Source organism: Flavobacterium sp. IMCC34518, assembly GCF_027111095.2.
Lineage (GTDB): Bacteria > Bacteroidota > Bacteroidia > Flavobacteriales > Flavobacteriaceae > Flavobacterium > Flavobacterium praedii.
In genome coordinates this window covers 3,446,457-3,463,501 of the sequence record NZ_CP114284.2, presented here as the reverse complement: position 1 = coordinate 3,463,501, position 17,045 = coordinate 3,446,457, and the positions used below count along the sequence as shown (strand labels likewise).

The following is a 17,045-nucleotide window of genomic DNA, read 5'->3' as shown; positions in this document are numbered from 1 at the left end:
ATTTTTTTATCAATACAATTTAACAATCGTACTACTAACCAATAATTTTTAAATAAATATTTATGTAATACACTCCTGTAATTATAAAAGTAAATCCAGCAATTAACCGCATAACTTTCTCCACTTTTCGGATAGCATGAAAGTACTTTCCTAATTTCTCCAAACTAAAGGCAATCACAAAAGCAAAAAACAACACTGGCAACCCAGTTCCCAAAGCAAATACAATTGGCAAAGCCAAACCTTCGTTTGCCGAAAGTGTCATCGGAATAAGCATTCCAAAAAACAAAGCACCACTGTAAGGACAAAAAGCCAAAGCAAACAAAGCACCTAAAAGAAAAGAGCCAAAAACACCTTGGTCCCTAAATTTTTCAGATAATTTTTCGGTCAGATTTGTATTAGATAAAAAATTCAATTTAATAACATCCAGCAATACAAGACCAATTACAATCATTATTGGGCCTATGAATTTTTCTCCATTTCCTTGAAGTAATTTGGCAACTTGAAATTTACTTAGCCCAAAATAAACAAGAGCTCCAATTGAAGTATAGGTAAAAACCCTTCCAAAAGTATACAGCAATCCGCTCAAAATCACCTTATATTTACTGTTTACAGTTTTGGCAATGTAGGCTGTAGCAGTAATATTTGTTGCCAATGGGCAAGGACTGGCCGCCGTAAGTAAACCCAATGCAAAAGCAGCCAAGAGCGGTACATCATTGTTTTGCGCCAACTCATTCAGCCATTCCATGTTATTTGAAGGATTCTATTTTTTTCTTCAACTCTTTGACAAATTTATCCTTATCGCCTGCATTCATAAAAGCCAAATCTGAGACATCTTGTTTCTTTAGGGTTTTAGGATTATACAGAAATAGCGCCGTACCTGAAGCTTCAAATTGAGTAGCTATTTTTTCATTCTTCTTATCATCAACATTCACTAATAAAAAAGGAACATTTGGAAAACTTTTTAACGTTTCAAGGGTTAATTCCTCAATTTTAATACAAGTAACGCAACGATGTTCCGAATGAAATTGAATAATTTCAATTGTTGCAGGAGCTTTGCTTTTTGTTGTAACTGCTATTTTACCTTGAGCAACTATATTTACAGTTACAAACAAAAGTATTAAAGTTAAAAAAACAGGCAGTAAGATATTCTTTTTCATTTTTATTAGTTTTTATATGTTGCTGAATTAATTATCGTCATTGTTATTCTCATTGCTCTTAGACTCATCGTTTGACTTCTTTTTCTGAAATTGAAGTTTATAAACAACCCAACCAAAGCCTACTATAATATGGAGCAGTACGATTCCGAAAATTATTTTTTCCATAGTACTATTATAAAATTATATTGAATAAATAACCTGACAAAATCATAAAGAAGGCAATAGTTCCAAAATAAATAGCTATCATTTTTAAATTCATTACTTTTTTAAGCAGCATTGCTTCTGGTAATGATAAGCCAATTACCCCCATCATAAAGGCAATAGCCGTTCCAAGAGGAACTCCCTTTGCAACCAAAACTTGAACAACCGGAATAACACCTGCAGCATTACTATACATCGGAACACCAATGATTACGGCCAAAGGCACAGCATACCATTGTCCTTTATTAATGTATTGCTCAAAAAAACCTGTTGGCAAAAATCCATGCATTAATCCGCCAATGGCAATACCGATAATAATATAAAGAGAAACTCCTTTTACAATAGCAAAAGCTTCTTTTAAAATAGCAGGAAATCGTTGTACTAATGTTAACCTATCTTCTTCTAATTCGTCTTCTGTTTGAGCGTTTGCTATTATATTTTGAACCCAAGGCGATAATTCTTTTTCCAATTTTAATTTACCTAAAGTAAAACCGCCTATTATCCCTAAAACGATACCTGAAATAACATAGATTGCCGTTATCTTAAATCCAAAAGCGCCTAAGAAAATAGCAATTGCCACTTCATTTACTAGTGGAGCAGTAATCAAATAGGTAAAAGTAATCCCAAGTGGAATGCCTCCTTTTACAAAACCAATAAATAATGGAACGGATGAACACGAGCAAAAAGGAGTGATAACCCCAAAAGCAGAAGCAAACAGATATTCTAATCCGTACAATTTATTTCGACTTAAAAAATTCCGAACTTTATCGACTGGAAAATAAGAATTCACAATACCCATTACCGTTGTGATTACATAAAGCAATAAAGCAATTTTTAAGGTATCAAAAACAAAGAAATTTAGAGCATCTCCAAATTTGGTATGTTGTTCAACTGAGAACAGTGAATAAATAAGCCAATCTGCGAAATTTTGTAACCAGTCAAACATAACAAGTTATTTAAATTAACAACCAGAGCACGAACAAGAATGAGAATTACCATTAATCAACACAGAGGAGGCATCACCTATAGTTGGAAATCCTTTTTGTACCCAGCGAATGATACCATGTTTCATATTAACTACTTGGTCATAACCGTTATTTATCAAAAAGGCCGCAGCTCTTAAACTACGCACACCACTTTTACAAACAACCACTACTTCCCTATCCCTTGGAATTTCAGCAAATCGTTCTTCGAATTCGGTTAGTGGGATATTCACAATATTAGGCACATTGTATGCCAATTGAGCAACTTCTTCTCGTTCTCGAACATCTACCAACAATGCTCCGTTTTTAATCCACAACAGTGTTTTGGTTGGGCAAATTTCTTTTATTAAAGTTTGATTTTCCATTGTATTCTTATTTTAAAAATTCTTTAATCTCATCAATCTGCGCAATCCTTCCTTTCACTTTGACAACTTCGTCAATCATTAAAACAGGAGTTGTCAAGATATTATACCGCATCATTTCTTCAATATCTTCAATTTTGATTACTTCAGCTTCAATACCTAATTGTTTAACCGCTTCTTGTGCATTATTAAATGTTATTTTACATTTAGGACAACCAGGCCCTAAAACCTTAATAGTTTTCATTGTTTTTACTTTTACAAATCATTCGTAAAATTACGAACAATTATTTTACTATTCGTTCTTTTGCGAATAATATTTTAGCAATTTATTTTAAGAAAGAGATAAAGAGTTTTTTAGCCAAAAGCCAATTTTCTTTGTTTATACAATATTTAACCGTAGGAGGTGTAATATCTCCCTGAATAAGACCAGCGTCTTTCAATTCATTCAAATGTTGGGACAAAGTAGATTTTGCAATAGGCAATTCTTCGGCCATATCACCATGATAACAGCAAGACTGAGTATCCAATAACTCTAAAATAGCAATACGAACGGGATGTCCCAAAGCTTTGGCAAAACGAGCCATTTGTTTCTGATCTATTGTAAAATAATCTTCTTTTATATTTTTTTCCATCAATTAATTTATCAATTCGCAAATATACGAACAAAATAAAAAAAATCATTTATATCTTACTAGATTATCAATGCTCTTTATTGCCATTCAATTAATGAAACTCCAACACCAACTGTCGTTTGATCGTGATTATAATCAATCAATGAATTTCCATATCCGTGTGAAACCTGCAAATAACCTCTCAGATTTCCTTTTATAGGATAAGCCCAAGAAAAAGTGGAACTTCCTCTCATTTTACCATTAAAACTAAAATTATGACTTCCAATAAATGTATAAACACTTCGGTTTTTAGAATAAATAATATTTACGTCAGCGTTCCCTATGTAGTTTGAAATATCCGGATTATCACCTTTGGATTCAGGAATTACATACCAAGGTCTTACATAAATATTCCAATTTTTCCGTTCAAATCCCGTCATCAATATAACTCGGTTCCAACTTCTTGTATACGGAAAACCTTTACCATTAGATTCATGATCAAACGAGACGCCAATCATTCTGGTTTTAAAACCAAAAACATTAAACTTAACTGGAAAATTTAATATAATTTCCGGCTCATAATTTATTTCACGGAATGGACGAGATAATTTTTCATTATAAATTTGCCAATGTGATATTTGAGTGTAAGCTACCCATAAATCGGCTTTTCCCCATAAAAAACCTTGTAGAATTTTGGTTTTGAAACTCAATTGAAATTTCATTTCTACTACATCATAATCGACTTTTGTTGGCGGAATATATTCTGGCGAGGTATTTCCTGAATGTGGTTGCTCATTTGGATTACTTGTCCACACAAATGGCAAAACATAAATTGCTTTGTATGGTGTTACCAAAAAAGTTCCTCTTGCAGCAGTAGAATCTAATTCCCAACGCGCAACCATCGTTTTTAGTTCAACTTTATCATTAAACAATGCTTGAACTTGAGCATTTGATGCAGAATAGAAAAGTAGAAAAAGGAATATAAACAAATATAGTTTTATAGGTGTTTGCACAGTTTTAAATTTTAAATAAAAATAGTGCCATTACAAACCAAACTGTTATATATTTAGTTTAATATATTGCATAATTCACATATTTTACTCTTCGATCCCCTTTATAAAATAAGAATAATTTATAAATCACAATTACAAAAAACTCTTTTCGTATAAATATCCAATTCTTTTATATATTATGTCATAACTAAAACGATATCGATTAAAAAACTGATAAATAACACATTACAATCTAAATATATATCCTTAAAAAAACGGTATTACATTCAAATTCTTTAAATTTGTTAGGTATCAAATTTTAAACACTACTACTATTATGAGCAAGAATTTACCAGAAAAATACAGACACCCCTATGCATTTGACAAAAAATACAAAAAATCGGCAGTATACTTCTCTATGGAATTTGCTATCGATCAATCCCTTAAAATTTATTCTGGAGGGCTAGGTTTTCTCGCAGGGTCACACATGCGCTCTGCATATGATTTAAAACAAAACTTAATCGGAATTGGGATTTTATGGAAAAAAGGATACTATGACCAATATCGAAAAGAAGATCTCTCAATGGGATCTCTTTTTAGAGATAAAAGTTATAGTTTTCTAGAAGACACCAACATAAAATTCACAATAAAAATAAACAATCACGATGTTTGGATCAAAGCTTTTTTCTTGAAACCAGAAACTTTCGGGACTGTTCCAATGTTTTTTCTTTCCACCGATCTACCGGAAAATGATTATTTGGCAAAATCAACCACTTTTAGATTATACGATTCTGATCCAAGTGCGAAAATTGCACAAACCATGGTTTTGGGATTGGGTGGTGCCAAATTACTCGATGCATTGGATTACGAACCCGATATTTATCATTTAAATGAAGCACATGCCGTTTCCTGTGTTTTTCATCTATACAACAAATTCAAAAGTGTTGAAAAAATTAGAGAGAAAATGGTTTTCACCACGCACACTCCGGAAGAAGCTGGTAACGAAAAACATGATATCAATTTATTGAACAGCTTGAGCTTTTTTGATGGAATTCCACTTGAAAAAGTACGAGAAATAACTGGAATAAAAGACAATACTTTCAATCATACTATGGTTGGATTGAGATTAAGTCACAAAGCAAATGGAGTCTCCAAATTACATGGAGAAGTCTCTCGGGATATGTGGAAAGAAGTACCTGGTGTTTGTTCAATTGACCATATTACCAATGCCCAAAACAAGAAATATTGGGTAGACCCTTGGCTTGACAATGCTCACGCTACCAAAGACAGAGAAGCATTAATCGACAGAAAAAAGAGATTGAAAACCAAACTTTTTGAATTGGTAGCCGATCAAACTGGTAAAATGTTTGATCCTGATATTCTCACCATAGTTTGGGCGAGACGATTTGCAGATTACAAAAGACCTGATTTGATTACTCGAGATTATGAAAAATTCAAAAGGCTAATGAATAACAAAGAAAGACCGGTCCAAATTATTTTTGCAGGAAAACCATACCCAATGGATTATGGTGCTATTCATAATTTTGACAATCTTTCGCACATGAGCAAAGACATCAAAAATATGGCCGTACTTACGGGATACGAATTAAAATTATCCCGTCAATTAAAAAAAGGATCAGATGTTTGGCTGAACAATCCAAGAGTAACAAGAGAAGCTTCTGGAACTTCCGGTATGACAGCAGCAATGAATGGATCCATAAATTTCTCTACCAATGATGGATGGATTCGCGAATTCAAAGAGATGAACAAGACTCAAAATTCTTTTGTATTACCAATTGTCGATCACAATTTACCAATTTACCAACAAGACCAAATGGACTTGGATAATTTATATCAAATGCTAGAAAACGAAATTCTACCCTTATATTATGATACTCCAGAAAAATGGTGGACTTTAGTAGAAACCAGCATGAAACAAATTGTACCCTATTTTGATTCGGCTAGAATGGTTGATGAATATTACACTAAAATGTACAATTAAAATTCAATGCCAAAATTAAATCAAACATTGACTTAATAAAAAAAACAAAACCTCGTTATTTACAAAAATACGAGGTTTTTATTTTTATATAATTTTAAAGAACATTAAATTGCTAAAAATTTAAAAATGACGATTAAAATGCAATAATTTCAATCGTTTTCGTAAATTAGCATTTATTACAAAAAAAAACATCTCTAAATAAGCATGGATTTAAACTTCAACAAAAACGAAGATCATAATAAACTTTTACTATCTGAATTGAAACAAAAATTCGCCAAAGTCAAACTTGGGGGTGGTGAAAAAAGAATCGAAAAACTTCATGCCGAAGGCAAAATGACAGCCAGAGAACGCATTGATTATTTACTGGATGCAAACGCAAAATGTATTGAAATCGGAGCTTTTGTAGGTAAAAAAATGTATGCAGAACATGGGGGATGTCCATCGGGAGGTGTAATTGTAAAAATTGGTTACATCAAAGGAAAGCAATGCATTGTTGTAGCCAATGATGCTACTGTAAAAGCAGGTGCTTGGTTTCCTATCACAGCAAAGAAAAATCTAAGAGCTCAGGAGATTGCAATGGAAAATCGACTGCCTATCATTTATTTAGTCGATAGTGCTGGAGTTTATCTGCCTCTACAAGATGAAATTTTCCCAGACAAAGAACATTTTGGACGTATTTTTAGAAACAATGCCATAATGAGTAGCATGGGAATTACCCAAATCGCCGCTGTTATGGGTAGCTGCGTCGCAGGAGGTGCATACCTTCCAATTATGAGCGATGAAGCATTAATCGTAGACAAAACTGGAAGTATTTTTCTAGCAGGAAGTTATTTAGTCAAAGCAGCCATTGGAGAAAGTATCGACAATGAAACTTTGGGTGGGGCAACAACACATTGTGAAATTTCGGGAGTGACAGACTACAAAGCCAAAGACGATAAAGATGCTTTGGACAAAATAAAAAATATTGTTGATAAAATCGGTGATTTTGACAAAGCAGGATACAATCGCATAAAATCTGAGAAACCAGCTTTGGACGAAAAAGAAATCTACGGAATTTTGCCAAAAGCCAGAAACGAACAATACGACATGATGGAAATCATCAATCGATTGGTCGATAATTCCGAGTTTGAAGCGTACAAAGAAGGATATGGTCAATCATTGATTACCGGTTATGCCAGAATTGACGGTTGGGCAGTAGGAATTGTGGCGAATCAAAGGAAAGTAGTAAAGACTACCAAAGGCGAAATGCAGTTTGGAGGAGTTATCTATTCGGATTCTGCAGACAAAGCAACTCGTTTTATAGCTAATTGTAACCAAAAGAAAATACCATTGGTCTTTGTACAAGATGTCACTGGTTTTATGGTAGGTTCCAAATCCGAACATGGTGGCATAATAAAAGACGGCGCCAAGATGGTAAATGCCGTATCCAATTCGGTTGTACCAAAATTCACAGTAGTTGTTGGTAATTCTTATGGCGCAGGAAACTATGCTATGTGCGGAAAAGCATTTGACCCACGATTGATATTTGCATGGCCAAGTGCTGAATTGGCAGTCATGGGTGGTACGCAAGCCGCAAAAGTATTGGCACAAATTGAAGCTTCATCCTTAAAAGGAAAAGGGGAAATTGTCGATGAAGCCAAAGAAGCCGAATTGTTTGCCAAAATTAAAGCCCGCTATGACGAGCAAGTTTCGCCTTACTATGCAGCAGCTCGCTTGTGGACAGATGCCATAATTGATCCATTAGAAACTAGAACTTGGATTTCTATGGGTATAGAGGCGGCTAACCACTCTCCTATCGAAAAGAAATTTAATTTGGGTGTGATTCAAGTATAAATCACCTTACATTAAACCAAAAAATACATTTTACTTTTTCCTAATTTTTAATGAGTTGAATAGGAATTTTCAATTAAGTAATACTATTGCATTTTGGTTTTAAAAAATGTATTTAAGCCCCATTTTAAACAAAAAAAATCAATTGAATTCAGATACAATAGATTTAAAATATCAATTCTAGTTTAGCAATGAATTCGTAAAATCATATCTATTATCTTTTAGATTTTTTCGCATTAGAAATTAAAATATATTTTCTGTTAAATGCAACAAATTAGACAGTTTAAAAGATCGCTAGGCAGTTTAAAATTAAACCAATAATCCTGTGTTTATATAAAAAAAATGACTAAATTGTAATAGATCCCCAAAGTGCTTTTTTTCGGTTTTTAATGAACAGAACTTCAAAAAGACCCAGTAAAGATGGAAGCAAAAAGAAATCTATTCTATCTTATATATGTAATGTTTTTTATTACTCATTTGATGTTGGCACAAAATGAAGCCAAAAAATATTTTTCATCAAAAGACTACCAAAAAATATATTTTCAGACCGGAATTAATCTATCAATTCCGGCTCATGACGATTTAATGCGTACCCATTTATTTGCTATTGGAATTAATATAAGAATAGCAAAAATAATTTCAGATAAATTAGAAGTTGGTGTTCGAATGGATTACGACTACAGATTTTCTAGAAAAAATATTCCTGATTCAATACCACTATTTAAAGCTGCTCACCGTAATTTTAGTATTGCCAGTTTTAAACCAAACTTACAATTAAATTTGAAAAAAAATTGGTATTGGGGTTTAGAAACAGGAATAGGATTTGTGTTTTCAGATGAAGATAACAAAACAGGTTTTGGATTTGTTGAAGAATACGATGGAAATACCCGAATTGGATCTTGTTCTGCACTATATATTGGTAAACATATTTCATTAGACACAAAAATCAACAAACTTGATTTGTCTCTAAATTGGTCTAATTTTTTTACTGAAAAACATGCTGAAAATTTTGCCTGCATAAAATTAAATTACAGTTTTGATAAAATAAATAATCATTAAAATTCAATTATGCTAAAACAAAAAAAGATAGTAGAAATTTATAAAATCTCATTTATTATTACAAAAAAATAACAATCATTTCATAGGAAAATCTTATTATAAAATATAATTATTACTTGTTTTAAAAACATATATCATTAATTATTAATAACTTAGTACTTAAATTTCAAACTTATATATTATGAACAGCGTAAAACATTTAAATAAATGGGCCAATGCGCACACTTATTTACCAGTTGATTTATTTCGGATGGCTTTGGGTGTTTTCTTATTTATTAAAGGAATTATTTTCATCACAAACATCCAGTATTTAGTTGAATTAATATCGCCAATTGACAATATTAACAAAGGAGTCTTTGGATGGTTTATCATTCATTATATTGCTTCAGCACATTTTCTTGGAGGAATCTTAATTTTCTTTGGATTGCTTACACGATGGGCTATAATAGTACAATTGCCAATTCTTATTGGCGCAGTAGTGATAAATTTTATGGGGGACATGCACCATCAAAACTTACTTTTAGCCATTCTTACTCTTTGTGTATGTATTCTTTTCTTAATTTATGGTAGTGGTAAAAATTCGGCAGATTATTTTTTTAAAATGGAACAGTAGATCCTACTGAAAACTATTAAATAAAAAAACTTCAAATGGTTGAAACCAAAAAAAAAGAGAGGACAAATCCTCTCTTTTTTATATCATAGAACATTAAAATACTATTTTTATGCTACCAATTCTTTGCTTTCGGTTCTCATTATTTTCCCAGTTGCAGTTTCTTTAAACTTAGGAATAAATACAATATCCTTTGGTTTTTCATATCTGTCTAAAACATCAAAAATAGAATTATCAATATTTATAGGTTCTCCCTCTACAAATAGCACAACTTTTTCACCTAAATTTTCATCTTGCAATCCATCAACAAAATAGCGTCTTGGAATCAATGTAGACAATTTACTTTCTACTTGTTCGGGCATGATTTTTATACCTCCACTATTGATTACATTATCATAACGTCCTAACCAAATAAATTGAGTATCAGAAATAAGTTTAACAATATCATTAGTAACGATTTTTTCATTTCCAATATTTTTAGCCAAAATTTCTAAACATTGATTTTCATTTTTAGAGACCGTAACATTAGGCAATGTTGTAAAAGCCTCTTGACCCACTTTTTTTGCAGCAATATGAGTTATTGTTTCTGTCATACCATAAGTTTCATAAATCTCTATTGGTAATTTCACCAATTCTTGTTCTAATGACTTATGAATTTTAACTCCACCAATAATTACTTTTTTGATATTCGTTAATTTATTTATTGAATTTTTTGCTTGAAGTGGCACCATAGCTGCAAAATCATACTTTTCATCATTATTTTCTAATGGATAAGAACTTGGTGCTACAAAATCCATATCCAACCCTAAAATAAAAGAGCGCACAAACATCATTTTTCCAGCTATAAAATTTACAGGTAAGCAATGTAATACCCTGTCTCCTGGCTGTAAACCAAAAAAATCACCTGTAGAAATAGCTGATTGCACCATGGCATTTTTTTCTATTCTTATTGTTTTTGCATCTCCAGTTGTCCCAGAAGTATACATATCGATATATGACTTGTCATCAAACCAATCTAAAAGAAAATCTCCAACAGCTTGTTCAAAATCTTCACCTTCTTTAATAAAACTATAAGCAACTCTGCATAAATCTTCTTTTGTCAAATGATACCCATTTAATTTAAATTGGTTGTGTACATTTTTGTATGTTACTGTATTCATGATAATTATATTAATTGTTTTTAGATTATTATTTTCTTAACTATACTATGGATCCCGTTAATTTTCCTTTCCAATCCGACCATCTGTATTTTAACCCAAATATAATTAAAAGTAAAGGATAAACAACAATTACAGGAAAGATAATATCAAATCCTGCTTCAGGTTTTGACACATCTTTTAGAATAGAATAAGTTTGAAAAGCTGACCAGTCCGATGTAACTAACAATGCGCCGATTAAATTATTAGCTGCATGAAACCCCAATGCTAATTCCATTCCTTCATCCATCAAAGTAAGAATTCCAAGAAAAAAACCAGTACCTATATAGTATATCATAATAACATTTCCCATTTTTAAAACTTCAGGATTGGATAGATGCATTAATCCAAAAATAATGGAAGTCATCAATAAAGGAAACCATTTATTCATGGATAAATTTGCAAAACCCTGCATTAAATATCCTCTAAAAACTAATTCTTCAACACTAGTTTGTATGGGAATTAATAATGTAGCCACAACAACCAAAATCAAAAAGGGAAAGAGTTGAAAATTAATCTTAAAATCTACTGGAAACAAATAATAAGAAACGATTGTAGAAATTAAAGTAATTAATGTCCAAACCCCAAAAGAGAAAAATACTCTTTTCCAATCGATTTTATATCTAGAGGTAACTATCGAAAGGAGTGATTGATGATGTAAAAAACGAACAACAAAATAAATTCCGATTAAAGCAAAAACAAACGAAATAAGCAATAAGAATAAATTCAAATTAGGTTCGAAAAAATGAAATAGTTCTTCATCATTTTTAGGATATACTTTCCCTTTAAACATCGTTTGGTATAATAACGCTAAAAACATGGGGATTTGCCCTATTAAAGAAGCAATAATTATAATAATGGATCCTAATAGATACTTCCCAAATTTGTTGTTTTTATCAATCCCCTGTTCTATAAACATTTAATATTTTTTCAATAATTATTCTTGCTTTCTTTTTGCAAATGGTATTTTTGTTGGCGCTAAAATAGTGTAATATTTCAGTTCAAACTAATTCCAATATTAAAATGATACAAGTTTACCATAATCAACGTTGCGGAAAATCAAGAAATTGCTTGCTTTTTTTAAAAGATTCAAACACTCCATTTGAAATCATCAACTATCTAGGAACCCCACCTAATGCTGAAAAATTAAAAGAAATACTTCAAAAATTGAATTTTTCTGCTATTGAATTAGTCCGTCAAATAGAAAAAATTTGGATCGAAAAGTACAAAGGAAAAATTTTAACTGAAGATGAAATCATTCAAGCCATGATAGAAAACCCAATTCTTATCGAAAGACCTATTTTAATCAAAGAAGACAAAGCAATCATAGGTCGTGATTTGGAAAAAGTTAATTCGTTTTTATAAACATTAACAAAAGATTAAGATTCTAACTTTAAACTATTTTTCTTTTCCATCATCTTATTTGGAAATCTTACTCAATACTAATGAAAAAAATTAAACTTACTGCACTGCTTTTATTTCTATTTATTGGACTTTCAAACTTTGCTCAACAAGGCCCACCAATAAGCAACAAAATTAAAGTAACTGGAAAAATTGTTGACAAAAAAAGCAATCAACCACTTGAATACGCTACCATTACATTAAAAAACATCAAAAATATAAAGGCCTTAACTGGAGGAATAACAAACAGCAAAGGTGAATTTGAAGCTGATGTTATCCCTGGAATTTACGACATTACAATTGAATTCATTTCATTTAAGCATGTCGATATAAAAGGGAAAAATATTACCGAAAAAACTTCATTAGGAACCATAGCACTTGAAGATGATGCTTCACAATTAAACGAAGTTGTTGTTCGTGCCGAAAAATCATCAGTAGAAATTAAGCTGGACAAGAAAGTCTATAACGTTGGTCAAGATATGATGGTAAGAGGCGGAACTGTGAGTGATGTTTTAGACAATGTTCCTTCTGTTTCAGTTGATACCGAAGGAAACGTTAGTTTAAGAGGAAGTGATAATATCCGAATTTTAATTGATGGAAGACCCTCGTATGCAGTCAACATTGCTGAAGCGTTAAAACAACTTCCTGCAGATGCCATTGATAAAGTAGAAGTTATCACCAATCCATCTGCACGATATGATGCAGAAGGTGGTTCAGGAATAATCAATATCATCCTTAAAAAAGGTAAAAATCAAGGCTTCAACGGAACTATCATAGCTTCAACTGGTATTCCAGAAACGTATGGTTTAAGTGCCAATGTGAATTACAAAACAGAAAAATTAAACTACTTCACTACTGCAGGTTATAATCATAGAACAAACGAAGGTGGAGGTAAAACCAATTCAGAATATTTTAATAATGACGGTACCATTAAAAACTTCTTAAATGAAGATCGCAACACAAAGAGAACCAGAGATGGTTTTAATGGAAGAGCTGGTATTGAATGGACAATTGCGCCAAATATGTATTGGACAAATGCCATCAATTATGAAAAAAATACTGGTCAAGACAATGATTTAATTAACTATAACAATTATGATGCGGCTCATAATTTTACAGGTACAACTTACCGTTTAAATAATGGAGATACCGGTAGCGAAAACACCTCATTTACTTCAAACTTAATTAAAAATTTCAACGACAAAGGGCACAAACTTACCATTGATGCTTCTATTTCAAGAAATACGGATGATAGCCAAAGTATTATTACAGATTCTAACAATTATAATAATACTTTAAATAATCAAATTCAAAAACAAGCACAGTTACAGGCAGATTACGTTCTTCCATTAGGTGAAGGAAGTCAGTTTGAGGCTGGATACAAAGGAAGTTTTGGAGATTTAAACAACGAATATTATGTTCTTGACGATCAAGGAATCAGAATCAATAACTTGTCTAATACTTTAGAATACAAAGAAAATATCAATTCACTTTATACCCAATATGGTTTCAAGAAAAATAAATTCTCTTATTTATTTGGTTTACGTTGGGAAGACACCAATGTTCAAGTAAATTTATTGGATACCAACGATTTCAACACTAAAAAATACAACAACTTTTTTCCGAGTGCTTTTATTAGTTATGAAGTTTCAGATCAAAGCAACATTACTACAAGCTACAGTAAACGTTTGACAAGACCAAGAGGTCGTTTCATGAATCCAGCTGTAAACTATTCCAGTAACGTGAATATTTTTCAAGGAAACCCAGACCTAGACCCTTCTCTAACAGACAAATTTGATTTTGGTTTTATCAAGCGTTGGAAAAAAATAACATTCAACACTTCTGCTTATTTTGAAAGCACAAAAGATGTTTTCAGCTTTGTACGATCTCCTACAGGTGACATTGTAACGCCTGATGGTAAAGTAGTAACGCCTATGCCTGGCGAAGTAATTGAAGGTATTCCTGTTATAAAAAGCAAACCAATTAACTTAGGAAAAGAGCAAAAATATGGTTTTGAGTTTACATTAAATTACAACCCTTTTAAAATATGGAGAATAAATAGTAATTTTAATTTGTATAATGTAAAAACAACAGGAGAACACAGTTACACGGATACAAAAGGAAATTTGATAATACAAAATCTTGACAACCAAGCCAATACTTGGTCTGCAAGAGTTAGTTCAAAATTAACATTACCTTACAAAATCGACTGGCAATTGAATGCTAATTACAATGCCGAACAAAAAACGGCACAAGGAAAAAGTTTAGATCAGTTTAGTATGAACACCGCTTTTAGCAAAGATTTACTAAAGGATAAAGCAACATTAGCTTTTAATATCAGTGATATTTTCAATACTAGAAAAATGAGGTCATACACCTATCTTGATAATCAATCTTCGTATGGTGAAATGCAATTTCGTAAACGTCAATTCAATTTATCATTCACTTACCGTTTTAACAAATCGAAAAGTGAAAAAGAAAAGAATGCTCAACCTAAAAATGAAGGTGGTGGAGATGGTGGATCAGATTTCCCAGGATAATCTCAAATTAAGTATAAAAAAAAAGGATTCGTAATTACGAATCCTTTTTTATTTTGACAAAGTAAAAAAAAGACTAAGCTTCTTCTTCTTTTTGTTTTGCTTTCTTTTCTTTATAAGCTTCCCAAGTTGCTCCACCTACCCAATAGGATACGAAACCAACTAAAAAAAACATTAACCAAAATCCCATTGTAAGGATGGTTAAGAAAAGTAAAAAGCCTAAATACTGTTGAAATTCAAACATGTTTTCCGGAATTTTTGAATGAAGCAACAAATATATGTTTTTATATCTTTTTGTACCAATAAAAAATACAAAAAGTATAAAGCTATTTTTATTGGTTAATAGCTTTGTATGTCAAAATCATTTCTCAAAATGCATAATTCTATTTTTTATGAAACAATAGATTTCTAACAATACTTTAAATCGGCTGCCCATTTTTACCCTAAACATTACCAAATTATCATTTTTAACAGAAATTTTCAATTTTTATACATTAATTAATAGCTATATTTGTTCATCAAAAAAATAAATTTTATGGAAGAATGCATCTCTGTTTTTGATATGTTAAAAATTGGTATTGGGCCATCAAGTTCTCATACACTTGGTCCTTGGAGAGCAGCTGAACGTTTTTTAAAAGAACTACGAAATGAATATGACATCCATACAATAATAAGAGTAAAAGTTGATTTATATGGTTCCCTTTCGTTAACGGGCAAAGGACATGCAACCGATTTAGCAATCATGCTTGGCTTAAGCGGTCAAGATCCTGAATACATTCCTGTTCAAAATATTGATGAAATTATTAAATCCATTGAAAATAAAAATGAAATTCATTTAAGCAATCAATTTCACATTCCTTTTAATGTACATCAAGACATCGTTTTCAATAAAAACTTTCTTCCTTTTCATGCCAATGGACTCACCTTTACAGCTTACTTTAATGATGAATCCGAATATAGTTCTACCTTTTATTCTATTGGTGGAGGATTTGTAGTCAAAGAAGAAAGAGAAAATGCCCAAAAGAAAGAAGCAATTAAATGTGCTTTTCCCTATCCGATTGATAAAGCTACTGAGCTTTTAGTTTATTGTGCAAAAGAAAATAAAACCATTTCGGAAATCGTTTATGAAAACGAAAAATCGATGCGAACAGAAGCAGTTATTAATCACGAATTAATACGCATTTGGCACACTATGTTAGAATGTATGTATATTGGTTGTCACTCTGAAGGCATACTTCCGGGTGGATTGAATGTACGCAGACGTGCTTTCGATATGCATCAAAATTTGATTGGTTTGTCTAATTATTCCAATCCACAAGAATGGTTAGAAGAAATAAGAAAAACCGAAGTTAAGTTTCGTCAAATTCTAAAATGGGTAAGTTGTTTTGCCTTGGCCGTAAACGAAGTAAATGCAGCATTAGGACGCGTTGTAACAGCTCCAACTAATGGAAGTTCAGGGGTTATTCCTGCCGTATTAATGTATTATTTGGTTATTGAAAATCATCAAGCAGGTGAAAAAGAGATCAAACAATTTTTGATGGTTGCAGGTGAAATAGGCAGTATTTTCAAAAAAGGATCTACTATATCTGCAGCAATGGGCGGTTGCCAAGCCGAAATTGGTGTTTCTAGCGCAATGGCCGCGGCCGCATTATGCGAATTGATGGGCGGGACACCAGACCAAGTTTTAATGGCTGCCGAAATAGCGATGGAACATCATTTGGGATTGACCTGTGATCCTATTGGTGGCTTGGTTCAAATTCCTTGCATTGAAAGAAATACCATGGGCGCTATAAAAGCCATTAATGCAGCTGAACTAGCCTTAGAAACCAATGCGAAAAATGCAAAAGTATCTTTGGACAAAGTAATAGATACCATGTGGCAAACTGCAAAAGATATGAATTCTAAATACAAAGAAACTTCGGAAGGAGGACTTGCAATTGCTGTAAATATGGCCGATTGTTAAGAAAGTTTTATGTCGCAGTAAGAGTTTCCGAATAGCTGAAATAAAAACAGAATATACATGAATAAAAAAATCAGATTAAGATGCCATAACATCCAATCTGATTTTTTTATTCCTTTCTGAAAACGAAATTATAATTTATCC

17 protein-coding genes are annotated in these 17,045 nt (G+C 31.9%); 7 read left to right on the top strand and 10 right to left on the bottom strand.

The annotated features are described in order from the left end of the window. Window positions 1-34: 34 nt before the first annotated feature. The 7 genes from OZP06_RS14915 to OZP06_RS14885 form a co-directional block, all read right to left on the bottom strand. Complete coding sequence (locus OZP06_RS14915; RefSeq protein ID WP_269222564.1) at window positions 35-745, bottom strand: aromatic aminobenezylarsenical efflux permease ArsG family transporter; 711 nt, start codon at window positions 743-745, stop codon at window positions 35-37. A gap of 1 nt (window position 746) precedes the next feature. Further along, the gene (locus OZP06_RS14910) at window positions 747-1,157 is read right to left on the bottom strand and encodes a nitrophenyl compound nitroreductase subunit ArsF family protein (RefSeq protein ID WP_269222563.1); all 411 of its coding nucleotides are present in this window, start codon (window positions 1,155-1,157) and stop codon (window positions 747-749) included. A gap of 172 nt (window positions 1,158-1,329) precedes the next feature. Then, window positions 1,330-2,304 (bottom strand): permease, encoded by a 975-nt coding sequence (locus OZP06_RS14905; RefSeq protein ID WP_269222562.1) that lies wholly within the window; start codon window positions 2,302-2,304, stop codon window positions 1,330-1,332. Between the two features lie 15 nt (window positions 2,305-2,319). Beyond that, window positions 2,320-2,706 carry a rhodanese-like domain-containing protein gene (locus OZP06_RS14900; RefSeq protein WP_269222561.1) on the bottom strand — a complete coding sequence of 129 codons (387 nt, stop codon included), beginning with the start codon at window positions 2,704-2,706 and terminating at the stop codon, window positions 2,320-2,322. 7 nt (window positions 2,707-2,713) lie between these two features. Next, complete coding sequence (locus OZP06_RS14895) at window positions 2,714-2,947, bottom strand: thioredoxin family protein (protein ID WP_269222560.1); 234 nt, start codon at window positions 2,945-2,947, stop codon at window positions 2,714-2,716. Window positions 2,948-3,029: 82 nt separating this feature from the next. After that, window positions 3,030-3,335, bottom strand: a complete 306-nt coding sequence (locus OZP06_RS14890; protein WP_269222559.1) for a metalloregulator ArsR/SmtB family transcription factor — start codon at window positions 3,333-3,335, stop codon at window positions 3,030-3,032. 77 nt (window positions 3,336-3,412) lie between these two features. Next, window positions 3,413-4,327: a phospholipase A gene (locus OZP06_RS14885; RefSeq protein ID WP_269222558.1), complete on the bottom strand. Its 915-nt coding sequence runs from the start codon at window positions 4,325-4,327 to the stop codon at window positions 3,413-3,415. A 316-nt stretch (window positions 4,328-4,643) separates the two neighbouring features. Between OZP06_RS14885 and glgP the strand changes: the two genes are divergently transcribed. From glgP to OZP06_RS14865, 4 genes are all read left to right on the top strand, one after another. Beyond that, window positions 4,644-6,308, top strand: coding sequence for an alpha-glucan family phosphorylase (glgP, locus tag OZP06_RS14880; protein ID WP_269222557.1), 1,665 nt, complete (start codon window positions 4,644-4,646; stop codon window positions 6,306-6,308). Window positions 6,309-6,512: 204 nt separating this feature from the next. Beyond that, on the top strand, window positions 6,513-8,141 hold the full coding sequence (locus tag OZP06_RS14875; RefSeq protein WP_281323921.1) for a carboxyl transferase domain-containing protein: 1,629 nt from the start codon (window positions 6,513-6,515) through the stop codon (window positions 8,139-8,141). A 417-nt stretch (window positions 8,142-8,558) separates the two neighbouring features. Next, window positions 8,559-9,197 (top strand): hypothetical protein, encoded by a 639-nt coding sequence (locus tag OZP06_RS14870; RefSeq protein WP_281323920.1) that lies wholly within the window; start codon window positions 8,559-8,561, stop codon window positions 9,195-9,197. Window positions 9,198-9,378: 181 nt separating this feature from the next. Further along, window positions 9,379-9,810, top strand: coding sequence for a DoxX family protein (locus OZP06_RS14865; protein ID WP_281323919.1), 432 nt, complete (start codon window positions 9,379-9,381; stop codon window positions 9,808-9,810). Between the two features lie 107 nt (window positions 9,811-9,917). Here the strand turns inward: OZP06_RS14865 and OZP06_RS14860 are convergent, their stop codons facing one another. After that, window positions 9,918-10,967: an AMP-binding protein gene (locus OZP06_RS14860; protein ID WP_269222553.1), complete on the bottom strand. Its 1,050-nt coding sequence runs from the start codon at window positions 10,965-10,967 to the stop codon at window positions 9,918-9,920. Between the two features lie 40 nt (window positions 10,968-11,007). Beyond that, window positions 11,008-11,922 carry a CPBP family intramembrane glutamic endopeptidase gene (locus OZP06_RS14855; RefSeq protein WP_269222552.1) on the bottom strand — a complete coding sequence of 305 codons (915 nt, stop codon included), beginning with the start codon at window positions 11,920-11,922 and terminating at the stop codon, window positions 11,008-11,010. 104 nt (window positions 11,923-12,026) lie between these two features. Here OZP06_RS14855 and OZP06_RS14850 point away from each other — a divergent pair, with 104 nt between their 5' ends. Further along, a complete protein-coding gene (locus tag OZP06_RS14850; RefSeq protein ID WP_269222551.1) occupies window positions 12,027-12,368 on the top strand; it encodes an ArsC/Spx/MgsR family protein in 342 nt (113 codons plus the stop codon). Between the two features lie 80 nt (window positions 12,369-12,448). Next, on the top strand, window positions 12,449-14,944 hold the full coding sequence (locus tag OZP06_RS14845; RefSeq protein ID WP_281323918.1) for a TonB-dependent receptor: 2,496 nt from the start codon (window positions 12,449-12,451) through the stop codon (window positions 14,942-14,944). A gap of 73 nt (window positions 14,945-15,017) precedes the next feature. Here OZP06_RS14845 and OZP06_RS14840 read toward each other — a convergent pair whose 3' ends face one another. After that, window positions 15,018-15,185, bottom strand: coding sequence for a hypothetical protein (locus tag OZP06_RS14840; protein WP_115810362.1), 168 nt, complete (start codon window positions 15,183-15,185; stop codon window positions 15,018-15,020). A 291-nt stretch (window positions 15,186-15,476) separates the two neighbouring features. Between OZP06_RS14840 and OZP06_RS14835 the strand changes: the two genes are divergently transcribed. Beyond that, window positions 15,477-16,904, top strand: coding sequence for an L-serine ammonia-lyase (locus OZP06_RS14835; RefSeq protein ID WP_269222549.1), 1,428 nt, complete (start codon window positions 15,477-15,479; stop codon window positions 16,902-16,904). Window positions 16,905-17,045 lie beyond the last annotated feature (141 nt).

Excerpts from the sequence above, each read along its gene's own strand:
- OZP06_RS14915 (WP_269222564.1), bottom strand. The coding sequence starts at position 745 with ATGGAATGGCTGAATGAGTTGGCGCAAAACAATGATGTACCGCTCTTG.
- OZP06_RS14910 (WP_269222563.1), bottom strand. The coding sequence starts at position 1,157 with ATGAAAAAGAATATCTTACTGCCTGTTTTTTTAACTTTAATACTTTTG.
- OZP06_RS14905 (WP_269222562.1), bottom strand. The coding sequence starts at position 2,304 with ATGTTTGACTGGTTACAAAATTTCGCAGATTGGCTTATTTATTCACTG.
- OZP06_RS14900 (WP_269222561.1), bottom strand. The coding sequence starts at position 2,706 with ATGGAAAATCAAACTTTAATAAAAGAAATTTGCCCAACCAAAACACTG.
- OZP06_RS14895 (WP_269222560.1), bottom strand. The coding sequence starts at position 2,947 with ATGAAAACTATTAAGGTTTTAGGGCCTGGTTGTCCTAAATGTAAAATA.
- OZP06_RS14890 (WP_269222559.1), bottom strand. The coding sequence starts at position 3,335 with ATGGAAAAAAATATAAAAGAAGATTATTTTACAATAGATCAGAAACAA.
- glgP (WP_269222557.1), top strand. The coding sequence starts at position 4,644 with ATGAGCAAGAATTTACCAGAAAAATACAGACACCCCTATGCATTTGAC.
- OZP06_RS14875 (WP_281323921.1), top strand. The coding sequence starts at position 6,513 with ATGGATTTAAACTTCAACAAAAACGAAGATCATAATAAACTTTTACTA.
- OZP06_RS14870 (WP_281323920.1), top strand. The coding sequence starts at position 8,559 with ATGGAAGCAAAAAGAAATCTATTCTATCTTATATATGTAATGTTTTTT.
- OZP06_RS14865 (WP_281323919.1), top strand. The coding sequence starts at position 9,379 with ATGAACAGCGTAAAACATTTAAATAAATGGGCCAATGCGCACACTTAT.
- OZP06_RS14860 (WP_269222553.1), bottom strand. The coding sequence starts at position 10,967 with ATGAATACAGTAACATACAAAAATGTACACAACCAATTTAAATTAAAT.
- OZP06_RS14855 (WP_269222552.1), bottom strand. The coding sequence starts at position 11,922 with ATGTTTATAGAACAGGGGATTGATAAAAACAACAAATTTGGGAAGTAT.
- OZP06_RS14850 (WP_269222551.1), top strand. The coding sequence starts at position 12,027 with ATGATACAAGTTTACCATAATCAACGTTGCGGAAAATCAAGAAATTGC.
- OZP06_RS14845 (WP_281323918.1), top strand. The coding sequence starts at position 12,449 with ATGAAAAAAATTAAACTTACTGCACTGCTTTTATTTCTATTTATTGGA.
- OZP06_RS14840 (WP_115810362.1), bottom strand. The coding sequence starts at position 15,185 with ATGTTTGAATTTCAACAGTATTTAGGCTTTTTACTTTTCTTAACCATC.
- OZP06_RS14835 (WP_269222549.1), top strand. The coding sequence starts at position 15,477 with ATGGAAGAATGCATCTCTGTTTTTGATATGTTAAAAATTGGTATTGGG.